The organism is Deltaproteobacteria bacterium PRO3 (assembly GCA_030263375.1).
Classification (GTDB): Bacteria; UBA10199; UBA10199; order DSSB01; family DSSB01; genus DSSB01.
This window is the reverse complement of sequence record SZOV01000004.1, coordinates 1-20,107: the sequence shown is the minus strand read 5'-3', so window position 1 is coordinate 20,107 and position 20,107 is coordinate 1. Positions and strand designations below refer to the sequence as shown.

General features: G+C 62.8%; 21 protein-coding genes. 10 read left to right on the top strand and 11 right to left on the bottom strand.

Annotation, left to right across the window (positions count from 1 at the left end; translation table 11 throughout):
- Nucleotides 1-47: 47 nt before the first annotated feature.
- From purE to FBR05_01285, 8 genes are all read right to left on the bottom strand, one after another.
- Nucleotides 48-578 (bottom strand): 5-(carboxyamino)imidazole ribonucleotide mutase, encoded by a 531-nt coding sequence (gene purE, locus FBR05_01320; GenBank protein ID MDL1870827.1) that lies wholly within the window; start codon nucleotides 576-578, stop codon nucleotides 48-50.
- The gene (locus FBR05_01315; protein MDL1870826.1) at nucleotides 563-1,711 is read right to left on the bottom strand and encodes a 5-(carboxyamino)imidazole ribonucleotide synthase; all 1,149 of its coding nucleotides are present in this window, start codon (nucleotides 1,709-1,711) and stop codon (nucleotides 563-565) included. The genes purE and FBR05_01315 overlap by 16 nt, the downstream gene beginning before the upstream one ends.
- 79 nt (nucleotides 1,712-1,790) lie before the next feature.
- Nucleotides 1,791-2,144, bottom strand: a complete 354-nt coding sequence (locus FBR05_01310) for a Spx/MgsR family RNA polymerase-binding regulatory protein (protein MDL1870825.1) — start codon at nucleotides 2,142-2,144, stop codon at nucleotides 1,791-1,793.
- A gap of 200 nt (nucleotides 2,145-2,344) precedes the next feature.
- Entirely contained in the window at nucleotides 2,345-2,770 is a 426-nt protein-coding gene (locus FBR05_01305) for a nucleoside-diphosphate kinase (protein MDL1870824.1), read from the bottom strand.
- Nucleotides 2,771-2,782: 12 nt separating this feature from the next.
- Nucleotides 2,783-3,652 carry a succinate--CoA ligase subunit alpha gene (gene sucD, locus FBR05_01300; GenBank protein ID MDL1870823.1) on the bottom strand — a complete coding sequence of 290 codons (870 nt, stop codon included), beginning with the start codon at nucleotides 3,650-3,652 and terminating at the stop codon, nucleotides 2,783-2,785.
- Nucleotides 3,649-4,806: an ADP-forming succinate--CoA ligase subunit beta gene (gene sucC / locus FBR05_01295; protein MDL1870822.1), complete on the bottom strand. Its 1,158-nt coding sequence runs from the start codon at nucleotides 4,804-4,806 to the stop codon at nucleotides 3,649-3,651. Before sucC ends, sucD begins: the two co-directional genes overlap by 4 nt.
- 2 nt (nucleotides 4,807-4,808) lie before the next feature.
- Complete coding sequence (gene mdh / locus FBR05_01290) at nucleotides 4,809-5,738, bottom strand: malate dehydrogenase (protein ID MDL1870821.1); 930 nt, start codon at nucleotides 5,736-5,738, stop codon at nucleotides 4,809-4,811.
- Between the two features lie 73 nt (nucleotides 5,739-5,811).
- On the bottom strand, nucleotides 5,812-7,062 hold the full coding sequence (locus tag FBR05_01285; GenBank protein ID MDL1870820.1) for an NADP-dependent isocitrate dehydrogenase: 1,251 nt from the start codon (nucleotides 7,060-7,062) through the stop codon (nucleotides 5,812-5,814).
- Between the two features lie 124 nt (nucleotides 7,063-7,186).
- Here FBR05_01285 and FBR05_01280 point away from each other — a divergent pair, with 124 nt between their 5' ends.
- The 5 genes from FBR05_01280 (at nucleotide 7,187) to FBR05_01260 (ending at nucleotide 11,814) form a co-directional block, all read left to right on the top strand.
- A complete protein-coding gene (locus FBR05_01280; protein ID MDL1870819.1) occupies nucleotides 7,187-8,293 on the top strand; it encodes an HD domain-containing protein in 1,107 nt (368 codons plus the stop codon).
- Nucleotides 8,294-8,382: 89 nt separating this feature from the next.
- A complete protein-coding gene (locus FBR05_01275) occupies nucleotides 8,383-9,429 on the top strand; it encodes a radical SAM protein (GenBank protein ID MDL1870818.1) in 1,047 nt (348 codons plus the stop codon).
- Nucleotides 9,430-9,600: 171 nt separating this feature from the next.
- Complete coding sequence (locus FBR05_01270) at nucleotides 9,601-9,900, top strand: hypothetical protein (GenBank protein ID MDL1870817.1); 300 nt, start codon at nucleotides 9,601-9,603, stop codon at nucleotides 9,898-9,900.
- Nucleotides 9,901-9,955: 55 nt separating this feature from the next.
- On the top strand, nucleotides 9,956-11,008 hold the full coding sequence (locus FBR05_01265; GenBank protein MDL1870816.1) for an aminoglycoside phosphotransferase: 1,053 nt from the start codon (nucleotides 9,956-9,958) through the stop codon (nucleotides 11,006-11,008).
- On the top strand, nucleotides 11,008-11,814 hold the full coding sequence (locus FBR05_01260) for an NDP-sugar synthase (protein MDL1870815.1): 807 nt from the start codon (nucleotides 11,008-11,010) through the stop codon (nucleotides 11,812-11,814). The genes FBR05_01265 and FBR05_01260 overlap by 1 nt, the downstream gene beginning before the upstream one ends.
- A gap of 11 nt (nucleotides 11,815-11,825) precedes the next feature.
- On the opposite strand, the gene FBR05_01255 is transcribed toward FBR05_01260, so the two are convergent.
- Nucleotides 11,826-13,355, bottom strand: a complete 1,530-nt coding sequence (locus FBR05_01255; GenBank protein ID MDL1870814.1) for a diguanylate cyclase — start codon at nucleotides 13,353-13,355, stop codon at nucleotides 11,826-11,828.
- 243 nt (nucleotides 13,356-13,598) lie between these two features.
- Here FBR05_01255 and FBR05_01250 point away from each other — a divergent pair, with 243 nt between their 5' ends.
- The 3 genes from FBR05_01250 (at nucleotide 13,599) to FBR05_01240 (ending at nucleotide 15,982) form a co-directional block, all read left to right on the top strand.
- Nucleotides 13,599-14,381 carry a biotin--[acetyl-CoA-carboxylase] ligase gene (locus tag FBR05_01250; protein MDL1870813.1) on the top strand — a complete coding sequence of 261 codons (783 nt, stop codon included), beginning with the start codon at nucleotides 13,599-13,601 and terminating at the stop codon, nucleotides 14,379-14,381.
- 36 nt (nucleotides 14,382-14,417) lie between these two features.
- Nucleotides 14,418-15,227: a type III pantothenate kinase gene (locus FBR05_01245; GenBank protein MDL1870812.1), complete on the top strand. Its 810-nt coding sequence runs from the start codon at nucleotides 14,418-14,420 to the stop codon at nucleotides 15,225-15,227.
- 188 nt (nucleotides 15,228-15,415) lie between these two features.
- Entirely contained in the window at nucleotides 15,416-15,982 is a 567-nt protein-coding gene (locus FBR05_01240) for a hypothetical protein (protein MDL1870811.1), read from the top strand.
- Between the two features lie 91 nt (nucleotides 15,983-16,073).
- Here FBR05_01240 and ald read toward each other — a convergent pair whose 3' ends face one another.
- A complete protein-coding gene (ald, locus tag FBR05_01235) occupies nucleotides 16,074-17,174 on the bottom strand; it encodes an alanine dehydrogenase (protein ID MDL1870810.1) in 1,101 nt (366 codons plus the stop codon).
- Nucleotides 17,175-17,261: 87 nt separating this feature from the next.
- Here ald and FBR05_01230 point away from each other — a divergent pair, with 87 nt between their 5' ends.
- Together FBR05_01230 and FBR05_01225 are read left to right on the top strand one after the other, a co-directional pair.
- Nucleotides 17,262-17,519 carry a hypothetical protein gene (locus FBR05_01230; GenBank protein ID MDL1870809.1) on the top strand — a complete coding sequence of 86 codons (258 nt, stop codon included), beginning with the start codon at nucleotides 17,262-17,264 and terminating at the stop codon, nucleotides 17,517-17,519.
- A 66-nt stretch (nucleotides 17,520-17,585) separates the two neighbouring features.
- Nucleotides 17,586-18,149, top strand: coding sequence for a hypothetical protein (locus FBR05_01225; GenBank protein ID MDL1870808.1), 564 nt, complete (start codon nucleotides 17,586-17,588; stop codon nucleotides 18,147-18,149).
- 35 nt (nucleotides 18,150-18,184) lie between these two features.
- Here FBR05_01225 and FBR05_01220 read toward each other — a convergent pair whose 3' ends face one another.
- On the bottom strand, nucleotides 18,185-19,798 hold the full coding sequence (locus FBR05_01220) for a peptide chain release factor 3 (GenBank protein MDL1870807.1): 1,614 nt from the start codon (nucleotides 19,796-19,798) through the stop codon (nucleotides 18,185-18,187).
- Nucleotides 19,799-20,107 lie beyond the last annotated feature (309 nt).

Genomic DNA, 20,107 nt, shown 5'->3' with positions numbered 1-20,107 from the left:
CTACTGGCGCGGCGGCGAGTATTTATAAAAAATCTCTCGGCGGCGAGTCATTGTTTCCGGCGCAGGTAGCGGCGGGGCCCCAGCTTCTTGAGACTTTGGTTCTTGGCGGCGACCTCGCGCCCGAGCCTCGCCTTGTACTCCCGCACCCGCTCGGCCAAGTCCGGGTCCGAGAGCATCAGGATCTGCGCCGCCAAGAGACCGGCGTTCTTGGCCCCGCCCACCGCCACCGTCGCGACCGGAACGCCCGGCGGCATCTGAACGATCGACAAGAGCGAATCGACGCCGCTCAGCGCCTTGGAAAGGATGGGCACGCCGATGACCGGCAGCGGCGTCAGTGCCGCCACCATGCCCGGCAGGTGGGCCGAGCCGCCGGCGCCGGCGATGATCACTTTCAAGCCTCGATCCTGCGCCGACTCGGCGTAGTCGAACATCCGCCGGGGCGTACGATGCGCGGAGAGGATCTCCACCTCCGTAAGGACGCCGAAGTCCGCAAGCGTCTCGGCGGCCTCGACCATGGTCGGCAGGTCGGAGTCGCTCCCCATCACGATACCCACGAGGGGTTTCAGTCGGAGGGACATAGATGCAGCTCCTTTCGCGCCTCCAAGGCGTGCCGCATGGCCTCGTCGGAGGTGCTACCCCAGGCGGTCAAATGGCCCAGCTTGCGGCCGCGGCCCGAGGTCTTTTTGTGGTACCAGTGCAGGATGGCCGGGTGGTTTTGAGAAACCCGATCGGCCCCTTCCAGGCGATACGGACCCTCGAAATCGCCCAGGATATTGATCATCGCCATGCCCGGATGGAGGAGTTCCGTCGATCCCAAGTCGGCATCCGTCACGGCCCGGAGGTGCTGCTCGAACTGGGAAGTCCGGCAGCCCTCGATGGTGTAGTGTCCGGAATTATGCACGCGGGGCGCCAGCTCGTTGATGAGGATGCCCCCTTCCGGCGCGCAAAACATCTCGACGGCGAAGACGCCCACCGCTTGGAGGCTCTCCATCAGCCGCCGGGCCAGGGACGTGATCTGCTCGGCTTCCTCGGGACCGAGGCTCGCCGGGGCCTTGGCCCAATGGCAGACGCCGTTGGTCTGGAAGGTCTTGACGATCGGAAAGCAGGAGACCTGGCCCCGCGGGTTGCGCGCGACCTGGACGGCGATCTCCATGGTGAAGGGCACGAAGGCCTCCGCCAGGAGCGAGTCGGGGGATTTTCGCGCCGCGAAAAATCGGCGTAGCTCTTCGGCATCCTTGAGGACATAGGTGCCGCGCCCGTCGTAGCCGTGGCGGCGCTCCTTAAGGACGAGGGGCCAACCCTGCTCGGCGGCGAAGGCTTCCGCCGCCGCCGCGTCGGGAGCCTCGCGGAAGGCCGGAACGGGAAAACCCAGCTCGGCGAGATAGGCCTTTTGCCGGAGCTTGTCCTGCACGAGGTCGAGGGCGGCGAGCGAGGGAAAGACCTGGAGGCCGGCGGGAAGGCACTCCCGCAGCGTCGAGGTGTCGACGAATTCATTTTCGAAGGTGAGCACCGAAAGCCCCTCGAGCCAGGCGCGCAGCCGGTCGCGGTCCCGCGGCGAGGCCTGGACGCGGGAGGCCCGGGTGTGAAAAGCCGGGGCGCCCGGGTCTTCTTCGTAGACGCTGACGGACAGCTCCAAACGCTCCGCGGCCTGGGCCAGCATCATCGCCAACTGGCCGCCGCCGAGGATTCCAACTGTGTCGGATCGAGACATGGGTGGAAGCTAGAAAAGGATCGAAAAAAAGACAAGGGGGCGTTTTCAAGAATGGGAGTACGCTCGAGCCACCAAAACTTCAGGCCCAAAGCCGGGCGAATTCCTTCTCGTCGAAGCCGACCGAGACCTTCTTGCCGTCGGTGAGGATGGGCCGCTTGATCAGGCGGCCTTCCTTGGCGAGCATCTCGAGGATCTTGTCGGCCGGAAGGCTCTTCACCTTATCCTTCATGTTGAGCTCGCGGTATTGGACGCCGCTGCGGTTGAGGAAGTCTTTTAACTCCTTGCCGCTCTTCTTGAGATAGTCTTTCAAATCCGCAAGCGAAGGAGGCGCGAGGGTGATGTCGATTTCCTCGAACTTCCGCCCGTTTGACTCAAGCCATTTCTTGGCTCGGCGGCAAGTATCGCATTTAGAATACCAATAGAATCGAAGCATAAGAGAGCCCCAAGACCGGCACAAAGCCCCTTGGTGAGAGGGCGATATCTCCTGTCGCAACTTTCGAAAAATCCTTCCTTAAAGCCTTCTAATATTCCTTAGGATTTTTCGACGTAGGGTCCGCCCCGGCTTGAGGGGCGGGCCCGGTGCGACAGGAGATATCGCCCTCTCGCCAAGGGGCGTGGCGGCAAAAAAACAAACTAGCGCGAAAAAATCTCCGAGGTCTCGAAAAAGTAGGACACCTCGAACTTCGCCGTATCCGGCCCGTCGCTGCCGTGGACGGTGTTCTCCTCGATGTTGCTGGCCAAATCCTTGCGGATGGTCCCGGGCGCGGCCTTGGCGGGATCGGTGGCTCCCATGATCTCGCGGTGCTTGGCGATGGCGTTTTCGCCCTCGAGCACCGAGACCACGACCGGGCCGCGGGTCATGAACTTCACGAGGCTTTGGAAAAAGGGGCGCTCCTTGTGGACGGCGTAGAAGCCTTCGGCCTTCTTCTGGTCCATGTGGATCATCTTGGTCGCGACGATCTTGAGGCCGCCCTGCTCGAAGCGGCGGAAACACTCGCCGATGACGTTCTTTTCGACGCCGTCGGGCTTGATGATGGAGAGGGTGCGTTCTTTGGCCATGGTCGTATTCCTTTATTTCAAAACGGATTTTAAAGTCTTGCCGATCTCGGCCGGCGAGCGGCTCACCTTGATGCCCGCCGCCTCCAAGGCCGCGATCTTCTCGGCCGCGGTGCCCTTGCCGCCGGAGATGATCGCCCCGGCATGCCCCATGCGCTTGCCCGGGGGCGCGGTCATGCCGCCGATGAATCCCACCACCGGCTTCTTGACGTGCTTCTTCACGTAGTCCGCGGCCTCTTCCTCGGCCGAACCGCCGATCTCGCCGATCATGACGATCGCCTCGGTCTTGGGGTCCTCGTTGAAGAGCTTGAGGGCGTCGATGAAATTGGTGCCGTTGACCGGGTCGCCTCCGATCCCGATGCAGGTCGACTGGCCGATGCCGAGTTCGGTCAGCTGGTAGACCGCCTCGTAGGTGAGGGTGCCGCTGCGCGAGACCACGCCGACCGCGCCGGGCTTGTGGATGTGGCCCGGCATGATGCCGATCTTGCACTCGCCCGGGGTAATGATGCCGGGGCAATTGGGCCCGATCAGTCGAGTGCGGCGGCCTTCCATGGCACGCTTCACTCGGATCATGTCGGTGACCGGGATGCCCTCGGTGATGCAGATCGCGAGGTCGAGATCCGCGTCCACCGCCTCGAGGATGGCGTCGGCCGCGAAGGGCGGCGGGACGTAGATGACCGAGACGTTGGCGCCGGTCTTCTCTTTGGCCTGGCGGACGGTGTCGAAGATCGGGATGCCCTCGAAGTCTTGCCCGCCCTTGCCGGGCGTGACGCCCGCGACCATCTGCGTGCCGTACTCCTTGCAGGCGCGGGTGTGGAATTGCCCCGTGGACCCGGTGATCCCTTGGGTGACGACTTTGGTGTTTTTGTTGACGAGGACGCTCATCGGATGGCCTTCACGACTTTCTCGGCCGCTTCATCCATGCGGTCCGCCGAGATGATCGGCAGGCCGGACTCGGCCAGGATTTTCTTTCCCAATTCCATATTGGTGCCCAACAGACGGACGACCAGCGGCACCTTCAGCCCGATCTCCTTCGCCGCCGTCACCACGCCGGTGGCGATGACGTCGCACTTCATGATGCCGCCGAAGATGTTGACCAGGATGGCCTTCACCTTAGGGTCGGAGAGGATGATCTTGAAGGCGGCCGTGACTTTCTCGGCCGTGGCGCCGCCGCCGACGTCGAGGAAGTTGGCGGGCTCGCCGCCGTAGAGCTTGATGATGTCCATCGTGGCCATCGCCAGGCCCGCGCCGTTGACCATGCAGCCGATGTTGCCGTCCAGGCTGATGTAGCTTAGGTCGAACTTCTTGGCCTCGATCTCGTTGAGGTTCTCCTCGTCCAAGTCGCGGAGGTCTTCGTAGTCGGGGTGGCGAAACAAGGCGTTGTCGTCGAAGTTGACCTTGGCGTCGAGCGCCAGCAAGTCGCCCTCCTTGGTGAGAACCAGGGGGTTGATCTCGAGGAGCGAACAGTCCGCTTCCATGAAGGCGGTCGCCAGCGCGCCGGCAAACTTCACGAACTTGTTGACGAGCGCCGCGGGCAAGCCCAGGCCGAAGCCCAGCTGCCGGCCCTGGTAGGCCTGCAGGCCCACCGCGGGGTCGATCGCGACCTTGAGGATCTTCTCGGGGTGTTTGGCCGCGACCTCTTCGATTTCCATGCCACCCTCGGTGCTGGCCATCACGGTCACGCGCGAGGTGGCGCGGTCGAGAACCATGCCCAGGTAGAATTCTTTGTCGATGTTGCAGCCCTTCTCGATCCAGACCTTCTTGACCTCCTGGCCCTCGGGTCCGGTCTGATGCGTCTTGAGCCTCATGCCGAGGATCTGGCCGGCGAAGGCGCGGGCCTCCTCGGGGGTCTTGGCGACCTTGACGCCGCCGCCCTTGCCGCGGCCGCCCGCGTGGATCTGGGCCTTGACCACCGTCACGCCGCCCAGGCTCTGCGCGGCCTGGTAGGCCTCGTCGACGCTGAGCGCCAGCTGTCCCTCGGGGACGGGGACGCCGTATTTTTTGAGGATCTGTTTGCCTTGGTATTCGTGGATTTTCATAATTATAACTTAATGGAATCGACCAGCGTCTTCACGTGCTCGAAACTGCCGAGCAGCGCGCGCTTCTCTTCCTCGTTCAACTTGGCCTCGATGACGCGCTCGACGCCGTTGGCGCCGATCACCACCGGGACGCCCATGTAGTAGCCCTTGATGCCGTATTCGCCGTTCAGGTAGGCGGCGCAGGCCAGGACGCGGCGCTTGTCCTTCAGGTAGCTCTCGGCCATCTCGATCGCGCTGGCCGCCGGGCTGAAGTAGGCGCTGCCCGTCTTGAGCAGGGCGACGATCTCGCCACCCGCCATCTGGGTGCGCTTGACGATGGCGTCGATCTTGTCCTGCGGCAGCAGGTCGGTGATCGGGATGCCGTTGACGGTGCAAAGCCGGATGATCGGGACCATGTCGTCGCCGTGGCCACCGAGCACGAGAGCGGTGACGTCCTGCACGCTGACGCCCAGCTCCATCGCAACGAAGGCGCGGAAGCGGGCGGAGTCGAGGACCCCCGCCATCCCGATGACGCGGCGGTGCGGGAAGCCGGTGACCTTCTGCATGGCGTAGACCATGGCGTCGAGCGGGTTGCTGACGACGATGACGAAGGCGTTCGGCGCGTGCTGTTTGACGTTCTCGGCGACGTTTTTGATGATCTCGAGGTTCTTGGCGAGCAGGTCGTCGCGACTCATGCCGGGCTTGCGGGCCAGGCCGGCGGTGACGATGATCACGTCGCTACCGGCGATGTCCTTGTAGTCCTGCGTGCCGATCAAGTTGCTGTCGGAGCCATCCACCGGACGCGCCTCCATGAGGTCGAGGGCCTTGCCCTGCGGGACCCCTTCCATCACGTCGAGAAGGACGACGTCGCCCAATTCCTTAACCATGATGCGTTGGGCGAGTTCTCCGCCTATATTGCCGGCGCCGATTAAAGCTATTTTCTTCCTTGCCATAAACGATCTCCGTAGGGGCCGTTCGCGAACGGCCCCTACAGCCGCCGCGAGGTTTTCCAAACCCGCATTCCTTCTACATGTTATTGACGATAGCCTGCGCAAACTCCGAACACTTCAACTCCTTCGCGCCCTCCATCAGGCGTGCGAAGTCGTAGGTGACGGTCTTTTGCGAAATGGTTTTTTCGAGGGACCGGTTGATCAAATCGGCCGCTTCCTGCCAACCCAGGTACTCGAGCATCATGACGCCCGAGAGGATCACCGATCCCGGATTGACCTTGTCTTGCCCCGCGTACTTGGGAGCGGTGCCGTGGGTCGCCTCGAAGATCGCGCGCCCGCTGACGTAATTGATGTTGCCGCCCGGCGCGATGCCGATGCCGCCGACCTGCGCCGCGAGCGCGTCGCTGATGTAATCGCCGTTGAGGTTGAGGGTGGCGATCACGTCGAACTCGTTGGCGCGGGTCAAAATTTGCTGCAGGAAGGCGTCCGCGATGGCGTCTTGGATGAGGATCTTGCCCGCGGGGACCTTGCCCTGGCATTCCTCCCAGCTGACCACCTGCTCGGCGAACTCTTCCTTGGCTAGCTCGTAACCCCATTGCCGAAAGCCGCCCTCGGTGAACTTCATGATGTTGCCCTTGTGCACCAGGGTGATGCTGCGGCGCTTGTGCTCGACGGCGTAGCGGATGGCCGCGCGGATCAGGCGCTTGCTGCCCTCGATCGAGACCGGCTTGATGCCGATGGCGCTGGTCTCGGGGAAACGGATCTTCTTGACCCCCATCTCGTTCTGCAAAAAGGCGATCACCTTTTTGACGTCGGCGCTCTGCGCCTCCCATTCGACGCCGGCGTAGATGTCCTCGGTGTTCTCGCGGAAGATCACCATGTCGACCTTCTCGGGGGCCTTGACCGGCGAGGGCGTGCCCTTGAAGTAACGCACCGGCCGCAGGCAGACGTACAAGTCCAGCTCCTGGCGCAGCGTCACGTTGAGCGAACGAAAACCCTTCCCGACCGGCGTGGTCAGCGGCCCCTTGATCGCGACCAGGTATTCCTTGATGACGTCGAGGGTCTCTTGCGGGAGCAGGTTGGGCGGACACTCGGCGCCGTAAACCTGCTGCGCCTTTTCGCCGGCGTAGACCTCGCACCACTGGATTTGACGCTGCCCTTGGTAGGCCTTGGCCACCGCGGCGTCGAAGACCTTGACAGCCGCCTTCCAGATGTCGGGACCGGTGCCGTCGCCCTCGATGAAGGGGATGACGGGACGCGCCCCGACTTGAAGTTTTCCGTTTTGGATGGTGATTTTGTCGCCGCCGGCGGGGATCTGGACTTTCATGAGTTAACTACTTAAAATATATGGGTTTTTTGAAAGGCGCGTTACACTATCCAATCGCGCGGGGCAGTGTCAAGCCTACTTTGTATTGAAGCCGGGAATCGCTTTGCGCTACGGTGCGCCCCCTATGTCCAAGACCTACATCCAGGAGCTCCGCGAGGGCTCGAACGTCGACAGCATCTACCTCTGTATCCACAAGGCCCTGCTCTTCGGCAAGAACAACAAGGCCTACGTCAACATGAAGCTCTTGGACCGCAGCGGCCAGATCGAGACCCGCATCTGGGACAAGGCCGAGCTGCTCAGCCAGAATTTCGAAAAGAACGACTATGTCCGCGTCAAGGGCAAGGTCGTGCTCTACCAGGACCACCTCCAGCTCAACGTCTTCGAGATCCAGCGCGTCGAGGACGCCCAGGTAAACCCCGCGGATTTTCTGCCCGCCTCCAAGCAGGACATCCCCAAGATGTACCAAGAGCTGCTGCGGATCTGCCGCGAGGACATGAAGAATCCCTGGGTGCAGAAGTTGATCCTGGGCATCCTCGAGGACCCGAAGTACAGCCGTGACTTCCAGCGCGCCCCCGCTGCGAAGACCAACCATCACGCCTGGGTCGGCGGCCTGCTCGAGCACGTCCTGGGCCTGTGCAAGCTGGCGAAGGCGGTACTTCCCTTTTACCCGATGATCGACCGCGACTTGGTCCTGGCCGGCCTCATCATGCACGACTTCGGCAAGATCGAGGAGCTCGAGTCCGAGCGCGCCTTCGAGTACACCGACAAGGGCCGGCTGATCGGCCACCTCATCACCAGCGTCGAGATCCTGATCCGCAAGGCCGCCCAGATCCCCGATTTCCCCGAAAAGGTCCTGCAGCACATCGAGCACATCGTGCTGAGCCACCACGGCCGCCTCGAATACGGCTCGCCCAAGCGCCCCAAGACCCTCGAGGCCATCGTGGTGCACCACCTGGACGACATGGACTCGAAAATCCAGGGCTTCCTCGACCTGGTGGCCCGCGAGGGCGAGGGCGACGCGGCCTGGACCTCGCACAATAACCGCCTCTTCGAGCGTCCCCTGTACAAACGCGCCGCCCAGGACCTCGCCGAGAGCCTCGGAAACGAAAAGTCTCCCGCCCAGGGCCCGCCTTCCGGCGCCGCACGGACAAACAACCCGGCAATCGCGAAACAACCGCTCACCAGCAGTTTGGGGGAAGCCTTGCAGAAGTCTCTGAATTCCAAGGGATAAATTCCCCTAACCCCGCGACAAAACTTGACTTCACGGGGCAAGCGGCATATCTCATCCCGCTCAATAATCATTCGCAAAAGAGGCCCGCTATGGCTGAAGCCGCCGAAGCACTCCAAGCCCCGGTTCGCAAGGAAGAGATCAAGACGCCGACCATCCGGGGAAAGAAGCGCAAGTTCTGGAAAGACTACGTCCTGCCCAAGGTGGCCTTCTTCGTGCGCGGTTTCCCCGACCGCGCCGTGGTCTCCATCGACGTCACCAACAAGTGCAACATCCGCTGCAAGCACTGCTACTTCTTCGCCTACGAACAGGACAAAGAGCTCAAGCCCGACGAGTGGCTGGCCAAGCTCGAAGAATTGAAAAAAGACGGCTTCCCCTTCCGCAGCGCCACCTGGGTCGGCGGCGAGCCCCTGCTGCGCAAGGACCTGATCGAGATCGGGCGCAAGTACTTCATGTTCAACATCGTCGTCACCAACGGCACCTTCGGCATCCCCAATTGGCCGGACGTAATGTTCCACATCTCGGTCGACGGCACCGAGGAGTACCACGACGACATCCGCGGCAAGGGCGTCTACCAGAAGATCAAAAAGTCGGTGGCCGAGGCCGAGCCCGGCATGAACATCTCGCTGGCCTGCTGCCTGAACAAGCGCAACCTGCACTGCATGGAAGACCTGCTCGAGGAGTGGTACCCCAACGAGAAGGTGAAGCACATCCTCTTCGACTTCTTCACCCCGGTGAAGGGCGTGAAGCACGACCTCTTCATTCCCTTCGAAGAGCAGGACAAGATCATCGACCGCATCATCGAGCTCAAGCGCTCGAAGTACGGCGACTTCATCGGCGTCAGCGAGCGCGTGCTCAACCTGATGCGCAAGAAAGAGCGCCACAAGGCGATCGGCGACAACTGCATCTTTTTGCAAAAGGGCTTCGCCTTCGATCCGCTGGGCAACAAGAAAGACCAGTGCATGATGGGAGCCGACGCCGACTGCGAGCGCTGCGGCTGCATCGTGCCCTTCTATCTCAAGCAACGCACCGAGCGGAAATACATCCTGCAAGAGGTCCTGGGCGACATCAAAGACTTCGTCACCCGCCGCCACACCGCCACGCACCTGCCGGCGGGCTCAACCTCGGCGGAAAAATAACCTCGTTCCCACATCGGCGCAAAATGCCGTCCCCATGGGGCCGACGGCCTGCCACGGTGCCGCGTCGCACCCGATGGCCGCGATTCGGGCCTCGACCGCCTTTCGCAAGCCCATAAATTTCTCTTTCGCAGCCTTTTACCTAGGGAGTAGAATCGAGGTCGGAGAAAGCCTATGAAAACGTTCCTACTGGCCTTGACTCTTATCACTTTAAGTTCCGGATTCGCCCAAGCCCAAGTCTATACCGGCGACGGCACCGTCGCCCCGCCGCCCGCGGCCGTGGGCCAAAAATACCGGCTCCGCGATCCCTATTATCCCTATCCGGGTTATCCGCCGGTGGCGCCCAACACCTCGCCGGACACCGCCGAGGTGGGCCGGCCTTATTATTATCCTTACGGCTATCCCTACGGGTATCCTTACCCCTATCCGGGCGTGACCAGCGACGGAAACTCCGTCTACGTCCCCGGCAAATAGGCCGAAGCGAATCTTCCATCTGTACGATTGACAGGTCAGTTTACCGGGTTTAAACCTGCCCCTGGTGAGCGAAGCCGTCCCCGAAAAATTGGCCGCCCTGCTTGCGAAGCGCGGGGCGATCGTGTCCCTGGACAAGCTGTTCGGCGAAGCCTCCTATCGCGTCTATTACCGCGCCACCCTGGCCGGCGGCGAGACCTTCATCGTCATGCAGATGCCGGCGGGCCGCCAAAGCGCTTCCGAAGAGATCACCAACTACGAGGGCCCGAAGCTCGAGCCCCCCTTCCTCAACGTCGCCCGCTGGCTCGAGAAGGCCGACCTGCCCGCGCCCCGGGTGATCGACGCCGACCTCGACGCGGGCCTGATCCTCTTGCAAGACCTGGGCGACAAGACCCTCGAGAAGCTCCTGCCCAGCTGCAACGAGTCGATGCGCGATTTCTTCTACAAGCAGGCCGTCGACCTGCTGCTGCAATTCCAAAAGGCGGGCCTGGAGAAAGCCGATCCGGAGTGCATGGCCTTCCAGCGCAGCTTCGACCTCCCGCTGCTCCTATGGGAATTCGAGCACTTCCTCGAGTACGGCATCGAAGACCGCTTCGGCAAAAAGATCCCGCAAAAAGAACGCAAATGGCTGATGGAGACGGGGCACCGACTGGTCGAGGGCATCGTCAAGATCCCCTACGGGCTCACCCACCGCGACTTCCAAAGCCGCAACCTGATGCTCTTCCAGTACCAATTTTACCTGATCGACTTCCAAGACGCCCTGATGGGCCCGCCGCAATACGACTTGGTCGCCCTGCTGCGCGATTCCTACGTCGTCTTGCCCGACACGACCGTCGAGGCCCTGCTCGACTACTACCTCGAGGGCCGGGACAAGCTGGGGCTGCCGAAGCTCGACCGCGAGACCTTCAAGAAGCAGTTCTACTTGATCACCCTCCAGCGCAAGCTGAAGGACGCCGGGCGTTTCCAATACATCAAGAAGGTGAAGGGCAATCCCAACTTCCTGCCGCACGTCCCGGCCTCGCTGGGCTACGTGAAGTCGGCCTTCGCGTCGGTGCCCGAGTTCCAGGGACTGCAAGAGGTCCTGGCGAAGCACGTCCCCGAGCTGGCCTGATGAGCCCCTTTCCGCGACAAGCCATCGTCCTCGCCGCCGGCCTCGGCACCCGGCTGCGGCCCTTGACCTTGCGTTCGCCCAAGCCCCTGCTGCCGGTGGGCGGGGTGCCGATCCTGCTCTTCAATCTTTTTCTGCTGAAGGAATCCGGTATCCGCCGGATCGTGATCAACCTGCACCACCTCCCTGAAAAGATCCGGCGCGGCTTCCGCGACGGGAAGAGCCTGGGGCTTAAGCTCTCTTACAGCTTCGAGCCGAAGATCCTCGGCACCGCCGGCGGCATCGCGCAGGCCCTGGACGCCCTGGAGGATCGCGGCACCTTCGTGCTGAACGGCGACATCCTCTTCGACCTGGATTTGAAAAAGATGGCTGCGGCCCACCGGCGCAGCGGGGCCAAGGCCACGCTGGCCTGCGTCCCCAAGGATCGCGCCGAGGTGCAAAGCTTCGTCGAGTTCGACGTCGCGGGCCGCATCCGGCGGATCGCGGGCGGACCCGAGCCGGCGACTCGGCTGCCGCGGCTCAAGCAGGCCATCTTCTCGGGGGCCCACCTGCTGGAGCCGGAGTTGTTCCGCGGCTATCCCCGCCATGAGTTCGGCTGCGTAGTGCGGCAGGTCTACCAACCCGCCCTCGCTCGGGGCGAGCGCCTCCAGGCCTACGAGCACCGCGGCAGCTGGTGGGACTTGGGCAGCCTCGCCGAGCTCACCAAGGTGGACCGCGCCCTGTGGCGGGAGGAAAGCCCTGCCCCCATCCTGCGGCTGTGGCGCGAGGCGCGGCGCTGGGCCGAGCGCGGCGACATTCCCTTGGGCTGATTTCCGAAAAATTATTCGACGACGCGCAAGGTCGCCTGCTCCTCGTCGTGGAGCACGACGCGATTGCGGCCCTGGGATTTCGCGCGGTACAGCGCGATGTCGGCGTGGTTGATGAGGTCCTCGAGGCCGGCCGTCTCGGCGTCGAAGGCGGCGATGCCGATGCTGACCGTGACCTGCTGGGCGGCCGGGCGGCCGTGCTTCTCGTGCATCTTGGCGACCAGCTCGCGGATCTTGTGCGCGACGTGCTGGGCGTCCTCCACCGTGGTGTTGGGCAGGATGACGGAGAATTCTTCGCCGCCGTAGCGGGCGACGGTGTCGACCTCGCGCAGGTTGGCGGCCAGGACCTCGGCCAGGTCGGCGAGGACGCGGTCGCCCTCGAGGTGGCCGAAGGTGTCGTTGAACTCCTTGAAGTGATCGACGTCGATCATCAGCAGGGTCAAGGGCCGCTGGAAGCGCTTCGCGCGCTTGAATTCCATCTCGAGGATCTTTTGGAAGTGGCGCCGGTTGTAGACCTGGGTGAGCTCGTCGATCAGCGTCATCTCCTTGGTCTTGGCGTAGAGTCGCGCGTTCTCGAGGGCGATGCCGATCTGGCCCGCGACGGTGGTGAGCAGGCGGATCTCGTTGGCGCTGAAACCGTCCACCGCCTTCCGCGAGAAATTGATCGCGCCGAGGCTTAAGCCCTTGGCCACGATCGGCAGACAGAGGAAGGATCCGTCCTCCGGCTTGGCGCCCTTGTAATGCATATAAAGGGTGTCCTTCGAGGTGTCCGGGATGTAGACCGGCTGCTTGGTCTTGGCCACCTTGCCGCTGATCCCCTCGCCCAGGTCGAACTTCAGCCCACGGACGTGGTCGTTCTGGCTGAAGCCGCGTGCGGCCTTGACCTCGATCTTCTGAGTCTCTTCCTCCAGCAACAGGATCGCGAAGTCCTGAACACCGACGTTGCGCACGATGACGTCGCCCAAAAGGTTGCAGAGCTCCTCGGGGTCGATGCTGCCGGTCAGGGCCTGAGAGATGTTGTAGAGCACCGAAAGCTCGTTGAGGCTCTCCTCGAGCTTGCGGTTGGTCGAGGTGATGATCTTCGCCTTTTCCTCGAGCATCGCCTTGAATTTGAGTTCCTCCTGCATCGCCGCGAGCTTGCGCTCGGAGTCGATCTTCACCCCTTCCAGCTCGTTGATCTTCGCCAGCATGTCGTTGAACTGCGAGGCCACCTGGCCGATCTCGTCCTCGGTCTCGACGCGGGCGCGCGTCTTCAGGTCGCCGGACTCGGCCTGGCGGATCGCGGCCATCAGGCGGCTTAAGGGACGGTGGATGAATAGATTGGTCGAGATCGCGATCACCAGGATAGAAAAGGTCGCGATGACGATGGCCAGCACCAGCAGGACCTGGATCATCGTGAACTTGCTGATCAGGTCGCCCTGGATCGCCGCGACGAAGCCGAGCAAGAGCAGCACCAGGACGAAGATCGCGACCCCGGTGGAGAGCCCGATCTTAAGGCCCAGATTTTCTTTTAGATTTTCGCGAAAGGCCGACACTAGCTTCATGGGTTGGGGAAAGTTTACGGGCGGTGATGCGGTGTGTCAATAGGGAGATTGGGACGCGGTCCTTCCCTTGCCCCGCGGTGAGCTCCTCGCAAGGAGTGCTCCTTGAGATCGCGCTATGCGGGACATTAAGCGCGCGAATTTTCTCCCGTGAAGATATTCTTTGGAGTGCCGCGAACTTTTGACGGAGACCTAGCCCTAAATTTCGATGACTAATGCGCCGGCTTCGGCTAGTTGTTTTTTCCAATGGAAAATTTTCAAGCTCAAGTCGAATGCCTGACATCGAAAATCCCCGTGCTCTCGAAGATCCATTTCTTTTCGGAGACCGGCTCCACCAATTTTGAGGCGGTGGAGTTGGGGAAAAAGGGCGCGCCCCACGGCACCTTGGTGGTGGCCGGGGCGCAGAGCGCGGGGCGGGGGCGGCTGGGGCGGCATTGGGATTCGCCGGCGGGACGGGGACTTTATTTTTCGCTCCTGCTGCGCCCCGATTTGGAGGCCGCTCAGGCGCCTCTCACCACCCTCGCGGCGGGCCTAGGTTTGGCGCAGGCGATTCGCGGGCTCGGCGTGCGCGAGCTGGTTTTAAAATGGCCCAACGACTTGATGGTCGCCAAAAAGAAATTGGGCGGCATCCTGACCGAGATGTATCACTCGGGCTCCAAGGTGGGTTTCCTCGTCGTCGGCGTCGGGATCAACGTCTCGCAGACGGCCGCGGACTTCAGCCCCGAGGTGGCCCCGCTAGCGACCTCTTTGGGGCAGATCGGCGTGACGGCGGATCGCGCCGAGCTCTTGCAGCGCCTGATCCCGGCCGTCTTGGGCGAGATCAACCGCCTGGCCCGCGAGGGCGCCGCCAGCCTGATCCAACGCTGGGAACAAGACTCCGGGATGCTCGGCCTCGAGATCGCCTACGAGTGCGACGGCCGCCGCGACGAAGGCCGCGTCCTGGGCCTGGCCGCCGACGGCAAACTGCGCGTGGCCGGAAGGGGCGGCGAGGTGGCCGAGCTGTTGGCGGAGGATACGACGTTATTGTAGGAACGAACCTCGTGTTCCCCATTCCCTAGGAGATTTATGCTACTCGCCATCGACGTCGGCAACACCAACATGGTCATCGGGGTCTACGGAAACGGGCCCAAGGCCGGCGGCAAGCCGCGCCTGCTCCACCACTGGCGGATGGAGACCAAAAAAGAACGGACGGCCGACGAGTTCGGCATCTTCTTCAAGGAATTATTTCAGTTCGCCGGGCTCCAGCTCGACCAGGTCGACGCCATCATCATCTCCAACGTCGTACCGCCGCTCGAATTCAACCTCGACCGCATGTGCGAGCGCTACTTCAAGCTCAAGCCGCTCTTCGTCTCGCCACGGATGAAGATGCCAATCAAGATCGGACTGAGCCACCCGGGCGAGGTCGGCGCCGATCGCATCGTCAACGGCGTCGCCGGTGTCGTGAAGTATGGCAGCCCCCTGATCGTCGTCGACTTCGGCACCGCCACCACCTTCGACTTCATCAACAAGGCCAAGGTCTACAAGGGCGGCTGCATCTGCCCAGGCATCGCCATCTCCAACGAGGCCCTCTTCCAACACGCCTCCAAGCTGCCGCGCGTCGAGATCCGCAAGCCGAGCCGCATCATCGGGAGCAACACGGTCGAGAGCATCCAGGCCGGCATCTTCTACGGCTACGTCGGCATGGTCGACGAGATCGTCCGCCGCATGCAGAAGGAAGCGAAGACGAAGTGCAAGGTGGTCGCGACCGGCGGCTTCATCGGTCTGATCTCGAAGGCCAGCCGGACCATCTCGGCCTTCGATCCCTACCTCACCCTCGAGGGCCTGCGCCTGCTCCACGAATTCAACCGAAAGGGCCGAAAGCCGGGAAAAAAGTAAATCTCCCTTTACTGCAAGGCCGCGGGCTGCCCGCGGCGTAAAATATATTTCCCCAATCATTATAGGCTATTAGATACCGATAGTCCGCGCCCGTCGGCTGTCAAGTCCTTGTCCCGCAGCGCTCCCTGGCCATCTTTACCTTTCATTCGCGAGGGGCTTCCAGAAGGCCCCGGCAAAGGAGAGCGACGATGAAATATTCCATAAGATGGTATTTGCTGGCATTGAGCTTCCTGTTTCCCTTGAGCTTGCAAGCCAAGACGGACGAAGCGCGGGGACAGGAAAAAGTTTGTTTCTGCCATAACGTCAATCACAACCCCCACACGATCTGCACCGCCAATCCCGCCTTGATCCAGGCCCACATGGACCACGTCAACGGCGAAGTGCCGGGCGTCATGGACAGCTTGGGGGAATGCGAATCGGAACCCGATCCCTCGGACGTGCCGGATGACGGCGACGACGGCGAGGAGGGAGAAGGAGATCCCGGCGAGGAAACGCCGGAGGACGAAGGAGATACCCCGGAGAAAGAAAACCCCGACGACTCGGAGGGCGAGTCCGGCAATGCAGGCGACGGAGACGTCCCCGACAACGCCCAAGTCCTCGACGACGGGGAGACCGGCGCTACGGGAGGCGGAGCCCTGACCTTTATGGAGGGAAGCGGTTGCAGCCTGAACCCTACCGCGACCGGCAGCGCGGGCGGAGCCCTGGTCTGGGGCTTAATGGCGACCCTGCCCCTGTGGCGGATGCGCCGCCGTTAGCAGCTCCATCCTGGTTCCGGGTACGAAAGGCCTTCCGCGCGGCGGAAGGCCTTTTTTTTCGCCGCATCCCGCCCTTCACCCCACGCCGCGCTCATCGCGCCTCGCCCGCGACTCGGTCCCCGAAGGCCGCCCGCACGCCGGGATGGAGGATCTCTCCCGCCGCGACGTTGACGGCGCTCTTCAGGACCCGGTTCGCCGACAAGTCTTCCAATCTCCCCATTTCCGCAACCTGAAGGACGTAAGGCAGGATGGCCCGCGACAGGACCTGCGAGGCGGTGCGGCTTACCAGGGCGGGCATGTTCGCAACGGCATAGTGGATGACGCCGTAGCGCCGGTAGACCGGATGCGAATGGGAGGTGGGCCTCGTGGTCTCGGAGGCGCCGCCCTGGTCGACGGCGACGTCGACCAGCACCGAGCCGGGCGCCATGCGCTTGACCATCGCGCGGCGGATCACCTTGGGGGCCTTCGCGCCGGGGATGTACACCGCCCCGACGGCGAGATCCGCCCCGCGCAACGCGCGTCCCACGCTCTCGGGGCTGGAGGCCTCGAGCTTCACCGCCGGGAAATTCCGCGCCCAGAAAGCCAGCGCCTCGGGCTTGAGATCGAGGACGGTGACGCGGGCCCCCATCCCAGCCGCGACCTCCGCGGCCGCGCGGCCGACGCTGCCGCCGCCCACCACGACGACCGAGGCCCCCTCGGAAAAATCCGTCGGCGAGAGCAGCACGCCCTTGCCGCCCTGATCCGTCTGCAAAAAATGCGCGCCGACCACCACGCTGAGGCGTCCGGCGATCTCGCTCATCGGCCTGAGCAGTGGCGTGGCGGCGCCGACCATCAGGGTCTCGAAGGCCAGGGCCTCGACGCGGGATTTTTGCAGGGCTCGCACCAGGCGCGGATTCGCGGCGAGGTGCAGGTAACAAAACAAGCGGAGGCCCGGACGGAAGTAGGGAAATTCCTTGGGCAGGGGTTCCTTGACCTTCACCACCAGTTGCGCGCCCGAGTATAGGGCGCGCGCGTTGGCAGTAAGCGCGGCGCCGGCCCGGCGGTAGTCGGCGTCCGGATACCCGCTACCCGTCCCCGCGCCGCGCTGCACCAAGACCCGGTGCCCCGCGCGGACCAATTCGGCCACGGCCTCCGGCAGGAGGGCGACGCGGCCTTCGTGGTCTTTGATCTCCTTGGGAATACCGACGATCATGGAGAGATTTTAGCCCAGCGGCGCCGGAATGGAGAGAAGGAAATTTCCATGGACTTCCGCGGACCCGGCCGATAGCGTGGCAGGACTATGCGACGATTCCTCATACTCCTTCTACTATTGTTGTCTCTTCCCGCAAACGCCTCGGCCGCCGCGCCCAACCCGACGAAGGCCCCGAGCGCCATCCAGGCCTTGTCGGTCTATCCCGCCGACATCCGCCAGGCGACCGTGGGCGTCCTCGCCTATCCCGGGACCCTGGTGCAGCTCGCCCAGATCCAGGCGAAGACCGGCGCCGCCTTTCGGAGCTTATTGGCGACCGCCCCGCAGGACACGCAAAAAAAACTCTGAAGGCTGCTGCGCTATCCTAAACTAGTGGAAGACCTGGCCGCCTTCGGACCCCAAACCGGCAAATCGGTGAAACAGATCGACGCCGCCTATCCCAAGGAATTGCAGCCCATCGCCGCCGACTTGGCACAAAATCACTATGACCTGCTGCGCAAGACCGCCGACCTCAATCGGCAGGCGGGGCAGGAGTTCCGCCAAGCGCTCCAAACGCTGCCCGATCCGGCCCAGAAAAATTTCCAGACCGTCGCCGCCCATTCTGAAATCTTCCACATCCTCAGCCAAAGCCTGCAGCTCGACAAAGCCGCGCCCGACTCCTTCAAAAAAGACCCCAAGCCCCTCACCCAGAAGGCGCAGGCCTTAGCCCAGCAATTGCAGCAGGCCCCGACGGCGGCGCATCCGGAAAACTGGAAGGGATCGCCCCAAGACGACCCCAAGGCGGTGGCGGCCTTGCAAAAAGCGGCGACGCAATTCGAAAAGCAGAACGACGCCGAGCTCGACGAGGACCCCAACCCGAAGGGCGCGGTGCAGGCCAACGTGGGTTTCACGCCTTACTCCTCGGTCTTCGTTCCCGTCGGCTGGGCCTATCCCTTTTGGTTCGGTTGGCCGGATTGGGATCCCTATCCCTATTGGTGAGCCGGCCGGGGCGGGCGCGGCAAATACCCAAAAATTTAAAGGCACTCCTGCTCGTAGTTGATCAAGCTGGAGTAAAAGCGAAACGACGGGTGCTTCTCCTGGATGTATTCGCGTTCCCAGTCGTTTTTGAAGAAGATCATCGGATAGCCGCGGACGTCGTAGAAGACGTGCGAGCTGTAGTAGCGCAAAAACTCGTCCATGGCCTTGGGATCTTCCGCGTGGAACCAGCGCGACACCGAGTAGTTCATGGGCGTGAAGACTGCATCCGCCCCGTACTCGTTGAGCAGGCGAAACTTCACGACCTCCAGCTGCAGTTGCCCGACGACGCCGATGAAGGTCTCGGAGGTGTTCTTGCGGCGGAAGATCTGCGAGGTACCTTCCTCCGAGAGCTGCTCGAGCCCCTTTTGCAGCTGCTTGTTCTTGATCGGGTTCTTCAGCTCCACCCGCGAGAACAGGTCCGGCGAAAACTGGGGAATCCCGACGAACTTCAATGCCTCGCCTTCCGTCAAGGTGTCCCCGATGCGCAGGTTGCCGCGGTCGTGGATGCCGATGATGTCGCCCGCGTAGGCCCGGTCGACGTTCTTGCGCTCCTGCGACATGAACTGCAGCGCGTTGTTGATCTTGAAGTCCTTCTCCTGCCGCACGTGGTAAACCGTCATACCCTGGACGAACTCCCCGCTGCAGACGCGCAGGAAGGCGCAGCGATCGCGATGCTTGGGATCCATGTTCGCCTGGATCTTGAAGACGAGCCCGCTGAATTTCTCCTCGTCCGGCCGGACCTGCCGGCCCTCCGCCTGCCGCGGCCGCGGCGAGGGCGCGTAGCGCGCGAAGGCATCTAGCAGCTCCTGGACGCCGAAGTTGTTGACGGCCGACCCGAAAAAGACCGGGCTCAAGTTCCCCGAGAGGAATTTCGCCTCGTCGAAGTCGTGCCCCGCCCCGCAGAGCAGCTCGAGGTCGTCTTTCAGTTTGTCGAGCCACTCGGCCCCGACGCGCTCGCGCAGGGCCGGATCGTCCAAGTCCGAAAAGACCTCCTGCTGGAAATCGCGGGTGAGCTTCCCGGGCTGGAAGAGGCGGATCTTTTTCTCCATGAGGTCGTAGACGCCCTGGAAGCGGCTCCCCTGCCCCACCGGCCAGGTGACGGTGAAGCAGGGCAACTTGAGGACCTGCTCGACCTCGTCGATCAGCTCGAAGGGATCGCGGCCCTCGAGATCGACCTTGTTCATGAAGGTGAGGATGGGCAGGTGGCGATCCCGGCAGACCTGGAAGAGCTTCTTGGTCTGGGTCTCGATGCCCTTCGAGGAGTCGATCACCATCAGGGCGCTGTCGACCGCGGTGAGCACCCGGTAGGTGTCCTCGCTGAAGTCCTCGTGGCCCGGGGTGTCGAGGAGGTTGAATTCCTTGCCACCATAGGAAAACTGCATGACCGAGGAGGAGACGGAGATCCCGCGCTGCTTCTCGATCTCCATCCAGTCGGAGGTGGTATAGTGCTGGGCGCGCTTGGCCTTGACCATCCCGGCCATGTGGATGGCGTTGCCGAAAAGCAGCAGCTTCTCGGTGATGGTGGTCTTGCCGGCATCGGGGTGCGAGATGATCGCGAAGGTCTTGCGGCGGCGGATCTCGTGCAGGATCTCGGGGCTGAGCGGGCTCATGCCCGGAACCTAGAAAAATGCGGGACCGAACACAACCCTTTTGGTGGCAACCGAAAACGCCGGCGGCTTCGCGCCGGACCCTCCCGCATGGCTATTTGGGGCAAGCCTTCGTCGCGCCGGTGGCGCAGTCGTCCTGCCAGGTGCCCTTAGAGGTCTGGCGCTTCTCGGCCCGAATGCAATCGGGATCGCTGCTGCCCTCTTCGCAGAACTTTTGCGTGTTGGCGGGCCCCTTGTCGTCCTTGGCGCTGACGCCGCGGTTGCCAACCGGATCGCCGACTGCGAGCAGAGCTCCGTCACCCCACAAGTTCG

Excerpts from the sequence above, each read along its gene's own strand:
- FBR05_01270 (MDL1870817.1), top strand. The coding sequence starts at position 9,601 with ATGAAAACGTTCCTACTGGCCTTGACTCTTATCACTTTAAGTTCCGGA.
- FBR05_01285 (MDL1870820.1), bottom strand. The coding sequence starts at position 7,062 with ATGAAAGTCCAGATCCCCGCCGGCGGCGACAAAATCACCATCCAAAAC.
- FBR05_01275 (MDL1870818.1), top strand. The coding sequence starts at position 8,383 with ATGGCTGAAGCCGCCGAAGCACTCCAAGCCCCGGTTCGCAAGGAAGAG.
- FBR05_01310 (MDL1870825.1), bottom strand. The coding sequence starts at position 2,144 with ATGCTTCGATTCTATTGGTATTCTAAATGCGATACTTGCCGCCGAGCC.
- FBR05_01230 (MDL1870809.1), top strand. The coding sequence starts at position 17,262 with ATGCGACGATTCCTCATACTCCTTCTACTATTGTTGTCTCTTCCCGCA.
- ald (MDL1870810.1), bottom strand. The coding sequence starts at position 17,174 with ATGATCGTCGGTATTCCCAAGGAGATCAAAGACCACGAAGGCCGCGTC.
- FBR05_01305 (MDL1870824.1), bottom strand. The coding sequence starts at position 2,770 with ATGGCCAAAGAACGCACCCTCTCCATCATCAAGCCCGACGGCGTCGAA.
- FBR05_01240 (MDL1870811.1), top strand. The coding sequence starts at position 15,416 with ATGAAATATTCCATAAGATGGTATTTGCTGGCATTGAGCTTCCTGTTT.
- purE (MDL1870827.1), bottom strand. The coding sequence starts at position 578 with ATGTCCCTCCGACTGAAACCCCTCGTGGGTATCGTGATGGGGAGCGAC.
- FBR05_01260 (MDL1870815.1), top strand. The coding sequence starts at position 11,008 with ATGAGCCCCTTTCCGCGACAAGCCATCGTCCTCGCCGCCGGCCTCGGC.
- mdh (MDL1870821.1), bottom strand. The coding sequence starts at position 5,738 with ATGGCAAGGAAGAAAATAGCTTTAATCGGCGCCGGCAATATAGGCGGA.
- FBR05_01250 (MDL1870813.1), top strand. The coding sequence starts at position 13,599 with ATGGAAAATTTTCAAGCTCAAGTCGAATGCCTGACATCGAAAATCCCC.
- sucC (MDL1870822.1), bottom strand. The coding sequence starts at position 4,806 with ATGAAAATCCACGAATACCAAGGCAAACAGATCCTCAAAAAATACGGC.
- FBR05_01220 (MDL1870807.1), bottom strand. The coding sequence starts at position 19,798 with ATGAGCCCGCTCAGCCCCGAGATCCTGCACGAGATCCGCCGCCGCAAG.
- sucD (MDL1870823.1), bottom strand. The coding sequence starts at position 3,652 with ATGAGCGTCCTCGTCAACAAAAACACCAAAGTCGTCACCCAAGGGATC.
- FBR05_01245 (MDL1870812.1), top strand. The coding sequence starts at position 14,418 with ATGCTACTCGCCATCGACGTCGGCAACACCAACATGGTCATCGGGGTC.
- FBR05_01315 (MDL1870826.1), bottom strand. The coding sequence starts at position 1,711 with ATGTCTCGATCCGACACAGTTGGAATCCTCGGCGGCGGCCAGTTGGCG.
- FBR05_01255 (MDL1870814.1), bottom strand. The coding sequence starts at position 13,355 with ATGAAGCTAGTGTCGGCCTTTCGCGAAAATCTAAAAGAAAATCTGGGC.
- FBR05_01280 (MDL1870819.1), top strand. The coding sequence starts at position 7,187 with ATGTCCAAGACCTACATCCAGGAGCTCCGCGAGGGCTCGAACGTCGAC.